Raw genomic sequence first — 9617 nt, forward strand, 5'->3', positions numbered from 1 at the left:
TCATATGGGAGTTAACAGCAATGTTTTCTTACCTATTAAAGAATTATCTAAATTCCTTATTATTATGGCTATGGCTGCAATTGGTTTAAATAGTAATGTCATTCACTTAATTAAAACAGGTGGTAAACCATTATTAGTAGGTGCATCATGCTGGTGTGGTATTACTATTGTTTCATTACTCATGCAGCATGTTATGGGCATCTGGTAAGCATTGACTTTACATACTATATTTCTTAAGATAGAAATAGACTTACAGTGAAACTTAATTTTCACTGTTTTTTAATAGGAGAATCATATGAATATTACAGTATATTTAGGTGCCTTGAGAGGCAATGATCCAGTATTAAAGGATGCAGTCAAAGAACTTGGTACATGGATTGGAGAAAACAATCATACACTCATCTATGGTGGATCAAAATCAGGATTAATGGGATACATTGCGGAAAGTGTATTAGATGCAGGTGGAAACGTTATTGGAATAGAACCGCAGTTCTTCATTGATGAAGAACTACAATATGATGGCTTAACAGAGTTAATCATTACTAAAGATATGACAGAAAGAAAAACGAAAATGATAGAATTAGGAGATGCCTTTATTGCATTTCCAGGTGGTACAGGAACATTAGAAGAAATATCAGAAGTGATGTCTAAGATTTCATTGAAACAACTTAATGCAGCTTGCATATTCTATAATTTGAATGATTATTATAAGGGTATGAAAGAACTTATGTCACATATGATAGAAATGGGATTATCTACGCATGAGAAACAGAAGGGTATCTATTTTGCGGATCATCTAGACGATATAAGAAATATTATTGAGAAGGAATAGTGATTTTTATCATTATTCCTTTTATAATGGAATAAATAACAGTTAAGGAGACATACAATGAATCTAGAAGGACAAAACTTAGAATCGTTAAGAAGGATGGTTAGACATCTCCAAGAAGAAAATCAAGAATTAAAAGAACTTCTAAAAAAATCTCATATTACATTTAATGAATCAAAAGAAGATATGACAACCCAATCTATAAATGAGGGTGTATGTATCAAGGATACTTATATTTATGATAAACTTGTAGCTTACTTTCTTACTTTATTTCAAGGAAGAAGAGATGTATATGCATTAAGAGGTTCTAAGGGAGGATATTTTCCACAGTGTTTTAATAGATGGAAGGAATATTGTCCTAAACAAAATAGTCAAAAAGGTGTGTCCTGTCAAAAGTGTCCTTATAAAGAGTGGAAAGCATTAGATAGAGAAGTAGGCAAGGATCATTTATTAGGGTATAAAGACAATTGTACAGATGTCATTGGATTATATCCTTTACTAGAAGATGATACATGTAAACTACTTGTATTTGATTTTGATAATCATGATGAAGATAATAGTGAAAATAATGATTGGAAAGATGAAATTGATGCAATAAGAAAAATATGTCATAAAAATGGTATTGATGTATTAATAGAACGCTCACGTTCAGGAAATGGGGCACATGCATGGATTCTCTTTAAGGAATTTGTACCTGCCTCTCTTGCTAGAGAATTTGGATTACTATTAATTGAGAAGGGGGCTCAATCTATTAATCTCAAATCATTTAGATATTATGATCGTATGTTTCCAACTCAGGACCATAGCGATGGCTTAGGTAATTTAGTCGCATTACCACTTCAAGGTAAGGCATTAAGACAAGGTAATAGTGCTTTTGTAGATGAAAACTGGAATCCTTACTATGATCAATGGAAATTACTAACAACAGTTCATCAATTATCTAAAAATGAGATAGAAGAACATATCTATAAATGGAAAGAAGAACTTTCAATCCCTCAAACTCTTCTTACAATGGATCTACGAAAAAGAATTAAGCCATGGAAAAAGGATGAAAACTTCCATAGTGAAGATGTGATAGATAAACTCTCTATTGTCCTTGCAGATGGTATCTACGTGGATACACTTAATCTTCAGCCACGAATCCAAAACCAGATCAGACGCTTATCTGCATTTGATAATCCTATATTCTATAAGAATCATAACTTAGGATTTTCTAATTGGAATCATCCAAGAGTTATCTATTTAGGCGAAGATGTAGATGATTATATAAAAATCCCTAGAGGGTTATTAGAAACTCTACTTAATAAGTGTCATTCATCAAATATTGAGTATGAAATTGTTGATAAGAGAGAAAAGGGAAAACCTATTAATGTATCATTTACTGGAAAATTAAGAGATGAACAGCTGACTGCTGCATCTGATTTATTAAGCTATGATAATGGTGTTCTTAATGCAGCGACTGCATTTGGTAAGACTGTTGTATCTAGTTATTTAATATCTCAAAGAAAAGTCAATACACTCATTATTATGCAAAGTGTTTCACTAATAGACCAATGGGTAGATGAATTACATCGCTTTTTAGAAATAAACGAAGATCTACCTGTGTATAAAACAAAAACAGGTAAAGAGAAACAAAGAAAAGATCTCATAGGGGTTTTACATGGTAGTAAGAACACCTTAACAGGGATCATTGATGTTGTATCTGTCAATTCTATTTATGATAAAGAAGGCAATAGCCGTTTAAGTCAACCGTATGGCATGGTAATAGTAGATGAATGTCATCATGGGGCTTCCCATATATTTGAAAATGTATTACGTCAAATTAATTCTAAATATGTCTATGGTGTTTCCGCAAATGATAAGAGAATAGACAGACTGGAAAAGAAAGTCTATATGCAGTTAGGTCCAATTAGACATCAATATACAAGTCGAGAGAGAATAAAAAAACAAACTATTGATCATTATGTCTATCCACGATTCACAAGAATAATGGCGTTAGGTGATAGTAAAAATGATCTTAATAGGGCGTATGCGTTTATCTCTAAAAATGAAAATAGAAATAATATGATTATTTCTGATATCAAGAAGTGTATTGAAGAAAATAGAACACCGATTGTATTGACACGCTATAAGGAACATGCAAAATCATTGTATGAATCACTAAAAAAAGATGTCTTAGCTCATACGTATCTTATTTATGGTGATTATTCATTAAAGGAAAATGAAAAAACACGAAAAGCAATATTATCACTTCCTCATGATGAACCTTTTATACTTGTTGCGACATCTCAATCAGTTGGTGAAGGATTTAATGTACCTAGACTCGATACACTATTTTTAACTTCTCCTGTATCTGGTGAACCTTTAGTTGATCAGTTCTTAGGAAGAATCAATAGAGATTACAAGTATAAAAAAAGTGCTATTGTCTATGATTATGTAGATTCTCATATTCATTATTTTAATAATATGTATAAGAAACGCTTATCTGCTTATAGAAAGATTGGTTTTGATGTGATTACTGATATCGTAGACAATAAACAAAATGTGAATCACATTTACAATTATAATGATTATTTAGAAGTATTTAGACAAGATATCCATGAAACAAATAAAAGCATCATTATCTCTAGTCCTCAATTAAATGAAAAGAAAGTATTATCTTTTATTGATTTAATTAAAGATAGACAAGAAAAGGGTGTTTCAGTCAATGTATTCACCAAACAGACAGATGAACCTTATACAAATAATCTCATAGATTTATTATATGGTAATGGTGTATTTGTAGAAGTGTATCCTGATTTAGATTCTTATTTTGCAGTCATTGATCAAGAAATCGTATGGCACGGTGGATTAAACTTGCTTGGTAAATCAAATGTCTATGATAGCTTAATGAGAGTGAAATCAACTACGATTGCGGAAGAACTTATATTAAGTCCTACAGAAACTAAAGATTGTGACTCCTAGGTTACAATCTTTTTTAAATCTCATAGTAAAATGATATAATCTATAATAATGGAGGTGCGTTATAATGATGGAATATCTCAAAGAAACACACATGCTAAATTATTCTCATCCTACTATTCAAAAACTTATTCATGATAAACACTGGAAAGAAATGAATGAATTTAACACAATACAATCAATCTATAATTATGTAAGAGATGAGATCTTATTTGGCTATAATAGTGATGATTATATATCTGCTTCAAAAGTACTATCCGATGGCTATGGTCAATGTAATACTAAAGGAACTCTATTTATGGCATTGCTACGTGCCTGTGATATTCCATGTAGAATACATGGCTTTACTATTGATAAGAAACTACAAAGAGGAGCTATGACAGGTATTGTATATCATAGTGCACCTAAGAATATATTACACAGCTGGGTGGAAGTTTACCTTGAAAATCGATGGTATGAACTAGAAGGATTTATTTTAGACAAAGCATATATCAAACAACTTCAGAATAGATTTACTAAATGTACTGGTCCATTTTGTGGTTATGGTATTGCAGTGAAAAACTTCAAACACCCTATAATTGACTTCAATAGAAATAATACCTATATTCAAAGTGAAGGAATTACTCATGACTTTGGTATCTATGATTGTCCAGATACGTTACTAAAAGAACATCATCAAGAGATGTCAACCATTAAAACATTCGCTTATAAGTATATTGGTAGACATCTTATGAATTATAATGTAAAGAAAATAAGGAGATACTTTTATGGCATTTAAGATAGTAAGAAACGATATCACAAAAGTAGAAGCTGATATCATAGTTAATACAGCCAATCCACAACCAAAATGTGTAAGTGGCACAGATCTGGCGATATATGAAGCAGCAGGAAAAGAGGCACTTCTTGCAGAAAGAAAGACTATTGGTCCTATTGAAAGAGGAGATATTGCAGTCACTGGAGCTTATCATCTCAACGCAAAATATGTTATTCATACAGTAGGACCTATATGGATTGATGGAAATCATCATGAACTTGAAATACTAGAAAGATGTTATCGTCTACCTCTACAAAAAGCAATAGAACTAGGATGTCAAAGTATCGCATTTCCTCTTATTTCAACAGGTGTATATGAATTTCCAAAAGATAAGGCTTTGCACATTGCAGTATCTGTATTCAGTCAGTTTTTGACAGAACATGAAATAGAAATCATTTTAGTTGTATTTGATAAAGCCTCTTTTCAATTATCCAGCCAAATTGTCGGAGAGATTGATTCTTATATTGATGCAAACTATGTCAAAGAAAGTCATATTAATGAGTATCCTTTAAGCTACAGACGAAGTGCTCGTCTTCGTTCTTTATTTAACTCTGCTTTTCATGAAGAACCATCTCTACATTTATCGGATACTTCTTTAGAAGATCAGCTCGCAAATATTGGTCCTTCATTTCATGATAGATTATTTGAATTAATAGACAAAGCGCATTTGGATAATAAAGACGTATGGAAACGAGCCAATCTAGATAGAAAACTTTTTTCTAAAATTCAATGCAATAAGAATTATCATCCTAAAAAGAAAACCGTATTTGCATTATGTATCGCATTACATCTTAATCTAGAGGAATCAAAAGATCTACTTGCAAGAGCAGATTGGGCATTTAGTCCAAGTAGTAAAGTAGATTTAATTGTACAAAAAGCAATCATAGACAAACACTATGATATTATGGAACTCAACATCACATTGTTCAAATATACCAATGAAACTCTTGGTGCATAACTGACGTCGGTACTTCATGTATCAACGTTTTTTAAATGTCGCTTTCAAAGCGACCATATATCTTTCCTCCTCATTTATACTGATATTGTAATAAGAAAAGATTGGAGGAATATATTATGTATGGTGCAATTTTAGGAGATATTATTGGTAGTCCATTTGAATTTGATAGAGGAGATAAAACAAAGGATTTCAAATTATTTAGTAGAAGATCTCATTTTACAGATGATTCAGTCATGACTCTTGCTGTATGTGAGGCATTACTGAAAGTAGGGCAGGATGCAACAGTCAAAGAAATCGAAGACGCTGTTATATCAAGTATGCAATCATGGGGAAGAAAATATCCTCATGAAGGATATGGGGGATATTTTAGATGCTGGTTAACAGCACGTCATCCTGAGCCTTATAATAGTTTTGGAAATGGTTCTGCAATGAGAGTATCAGCAGCAGGATGGCTTTATGATTCTCTTGAAAAAACAAGAGTAGTCGCAAAAGCAACTGCCAATGTAACTCATAATCATCTAGAAGGTATTAAGGGTGCAGAGGCGACTGCGAGTGCTATATTTATGGCAAGAAATGGTTCATCAAAAGAAGAAATCAAAAAGTATATTGAGAATGAATTTCATTATGATTTAAATAGAACACTTGATGAAATCCGTCCTAGCTTTCATATGGATGAAACTTGTCAAAAAACTGTCCCTGAAGCAATCATTGCTTTTCTTGAAGCAAGAGACTTTGAAGATGCAATAAGAAATGCTGTATCTCTAGGTGGAGATACAGATACACTTGGTGCTATTACAGGAAGTATTGCAGAAGCTTATTTTGGAATATCTGAAACATTAATATCTGAATGTAGAAATCGCATCAATAAAGATATGAGAGATGTTGTTGATGCATTTTATAGTCTTGTTAGAAAAGATGATTCACCTAATACAAATCAGATGATTGAGAAAGCAATAAAACAATATTATGTTCATAACGATAAAGAGGGAATGATATTATTTATGAATACGCTGTTGAATGCAATGAAACAGGGTGGGGAATTTATAGTTCCTTATATCACTAAGAATTCATTTTTATCAAAAGAACAAATCAATAGTATAAACATTGATGACACATTTACTCTTGATCATGATGTCAAACTTAAAATGGAAACAGTCAAAGATGCCAGCGGTAAAGAGTGGCTTGGTGTATTTACTTCCAGCAATGAAATGCATAAAGGATCAAGTGGTAATGTCCAGATCAATCAATCCATCCTATCAATTCTGAGATTAGCACTTGACTTAGAAGAGATAAATGGAATTGTCATCAATCCATTTGGAAAATATATGCAAGTAAGTAAAGCTATGATACTTCTGTTGATTAGCATATATGAAGAACATGAAAAATAATTAAAAATCCTCAAGAGATTGTAACTGACTTGTTATAATCTCTTTTTTACATTAAGTGTATATTTCTGTGCTGAAAAAAACTATGTAATCTATTACATTCAAATTTACTGTAATATTGATTGAACATATTTCTTTTACAATGTCAACATATGTGTCTTGACATCTGTCAACAACAATGATAGCATATGCATCAGCGTAGCGAGAGAGGCGCTTAATTTAGGAAAAGTTGGAAAAAGAGGATAAATTTATGGATATGATGAATAGAATCAAGCAGCTTAAAGAAGAGAAGAATGCTGTTATATTGGCTCACTATTATGTGGATGCAGATGTACAGGCAGCTGCTGATTTCATTGGGGATTCATTCTATCTTGCAAAAAAAGCAGCTGAAACAGATGCTGATAAGATTGTATTTGCAGGTGTAGAATTCATGGGAGAAAGTGCGAAGATACTTAACCCTAACAAGCATGTATATATGCCAGATGCACATGCTGATTGTCCTATGGCTCATATGGTGACTATAGAAAATATTAAAAAAATGAGAGAAAAGTATGATGATTTAGCTGTTGTTTGCTATATCAACTCTACTGCAGAAATAAAGACTTATAGCGATGTATGTGTTACTAGTTCAAATGCAGTAAAAATTGTTAATAAGTTACCTAACAAGAATATTTTCTTTATACCTGATCAGAACTTAGGAAGCTATGTGGCTACTCAGGTTAAAGATAAAAATATTATCTTAAATAGTGGTTTCTGTCCAAGACACCATATTATGACTAAAGAAGATGTATTAAATGCCAAGAAAGAACATCCTAACGCTTTAGTAGCTGTTCACCCAGAATGTAAACCTGAAGTATTAGAAGAAGCTGATTATATTGGTAGTACATCAGGTATTATTGATTATATTGTAGGTAATGATTCAAAGGAATTCATCGTTGGTACTGTAGATGGTGTTTATGCCACTATCTTAAATCAGGCACCAGATAAGAAGCTTTATAATGTAGTAAGAACTCAGGTATGTCCTAATATGAAACTCAATTCACTAGAAAAGATTGTACATGTATTAGAAACTGGAGAAAATGAAGTATTCTTAGATGAAGAATTTATGAATAAAGCAAAAGCACCATTAGAAAGAATGCTTGAACTTGCTAAATAGGAGATGACTAAAAATGAGTAAAAAAACAGATGTTCTTATTGTAGGTACTGGATGTTCAGGATTATATTGTGCCCTTAAATTACCTGGAAACCTTAATATTCATATGATTACTAAGTCATGTGTAGAAGAAAGTGATAGCTTTCTTGCACAGGGTGGTATTTGTATGTTTAAAGATGAAAGTGATTATCATGCTTTCTTTAAAGATACACTAAGAGCTGGACATTATGAAAATAATCCTCTTTCTGTAGAATTAATGATCAGAAGTTCTCGTGCTGTACTTGATGATTTATTATCATATGGTACTGATTTCGCTAGAGATGAAGAAGGAAACCTTAAATATACAAGAGAAGGTGCTCATTCTACTAACAGAATCCTTTATCATGAAGATATTACTGGTAAAGAAATCACTAGTAAGCTTTATGCAGAAGTAAAAACAAGAAAGAATATCACTATTGAAGAATATGTGACTTTAACAGACCTTCTTGTAAAGAATGGTAAATGCGTTGGTGGTAGAGTACGCAAAGGCGATGAAGAATATGATATCTATGCATACTTTGTTGTACTTGCAACTGGTGGTATTGGTGGTAAATATAAGAATTCTACTAACTACCGTCATTTAACAGGTGATGCCATTGACCTTGCTAAGAAATATAATATTGAAACAGAACATTTGGATTATGTACAGATTCATCCAACAACTTTCTATAGTGAAGATAATGAAAGACGTTTCCTTATTTCCGAAAGTGTCAGAGGTGAAGGTGCACTATTATATGATAAAAATGGTAATCGTTTCGTAAATGAATTATTACCTAGAGATGTCGTTTCTGATGCAATTAAGAAACAGATGGAAAAAGATGGTACTGATTATGTCTTAGAAGATTTAAGACCTATTGGTGAAAAGGAACTAAAGGAACATTTCCCTAATATTGTTCAGTACTGCTTAGATAAAGGCTATGATGTAACTAAAGAATGTATTCCTGTTGTACCAGCCCAGCACTATTTCATGGGTGGTGTAAAAGTAAATGAAAACAGTAAAACATCTATGGAAAATCTATATGCTGTAGGAGAAACAGCATGTAATGGTGTTCATGGAAAGAATAGACTTGCTAGTAACTCATTATTAGAAAGTTTAGTATTTGCTAAAAGAGCCGCAAAAGATATGACAAGAAAGTATGAGGCCCCAAGTATGTTTGATAAGACTACTTTAAAATTAAATGTAGACCCACTAATCCTTTCAGCTCTTCGTGAAGATATTACAAGTGAAGATGTATCTACATGCAGTGTTATGAGAACTGCCCAGTTAGGTGAAGTAGAATTAATTTGTAAAGAAAATGGTATTATTGCTGGTCTTCAGATTTTTGAAAGAACATTCAAATTATTAGATGAAGATGTAGATGTACATTTCTTTGCTCATGATGGTGATGAAGTACATAAAGGTGAATTATTGGCTAAAGTCACTGGTGATATGAGAACTCTTCTTGAAGGTGAAAGAACTGCTCTTAATTACTTACAGA

At 32.1% G+C, this 9617-nt stretch carries 8 protein-coding genes; all 8 read left to right on the plus strand.

Going from position 1 to position 9617, the window contains the following annotated elements:
- A partial coding sequence (locus ACT8VG_RS03755) for a putative sulfate exporter family transporter (RefSeq protein ID WP_444195235.1) occupies window positions 1-208 on the plus strand: 208 nt, incomplete at its 5' end.
- Window positions 209-295: 87 nt separating this feature from the next.
- Entirely contained in the window at window positions 296-832 is a 537-nt protein-coding gene (locus ACT8VG_RS03760) for an LOG family protein (protein WP_187012749.1), read from the plus strand.
- 57 nt (window positions 833-889) lie between these two features.
- A complete protein-coding gene (locus ACT8VG_RS03765; RefSeq protein ID WP_444195236.1) occupies window positions 890-3793 on the plus strand; it encodes a TOTE conflict system archaeo-eukaryotic primase domain-containing protein in 2904 nt (967 codons plus the stop codon).
- Window positions 3794-3857: 64 nt separating this feature from the next.
- Entirely contained in the window at window positions 3858-4568 is a 711-nt protein-coding gene (locus ACT8VG_RS03770) for a transglutaminase-like domain-containing protein (protein ID WP_444195237.1), read from the plus strand.
- The gene (locus tag ACT8VG_RS03775; protein WP_217106058.1) at window positions 4558-5562 is read left to right on the plus strand and encodes a macro domain-containing protein; all 1005 of its coding nucleotides are present in this window, start codon (window positions 4558-4560) and stop codon (window positions 5560-5562) included. The genes ACT8VG_RS03770 and ACT8VG_RS03775 overlap by 11 nt, the downstream gene beginning before the upstream one ends.
- Window positions 5563-5678: 116 nt before the next feature.
- Window positions 5679-6950 (plus strand): ADP-ribosylglycohydrolase family protein, encoded by a 1272-nt coding sequence (locus ACT8VG_RS03780; protein WP_217106059.1) that lies wholly within the window; start codon window positions 5679-5681, stop codon window positions 6948-6950.
- Window positions 6951-7197: 247 nt separating this feature from the next.
- Window positions 7198-8103, plus strand: a complete 906-nt coding sequence (gene nadA, locus ACT8VG_RS03785) for a quinolinate synthase NadA (RefSeq protein ID WP_444195238.1) — start codon at window positions 7198-7200, stop codon at window positions 8101-8103.
- Between the two features lie 13 nt (window positions 8104-8116).
- Window positions 8117-9617 (plus strand): L-aspartate oxidase (locus ACT8VG_RS03790; protein WP_444195239.1); only part of this gene is annotated, 1501 nt, incomplete at its 3' end.

The sequence above is a fragment of the Catenibacterium sp. genome, assembly GCF_052354645.1.
Lineage (GTDB): Bacteria > Bacillota_I > Bacilli_A > Erysipelotrichales > Coprobacillaceae > Catenibacterium > Catenibacterium mitsuoka_A.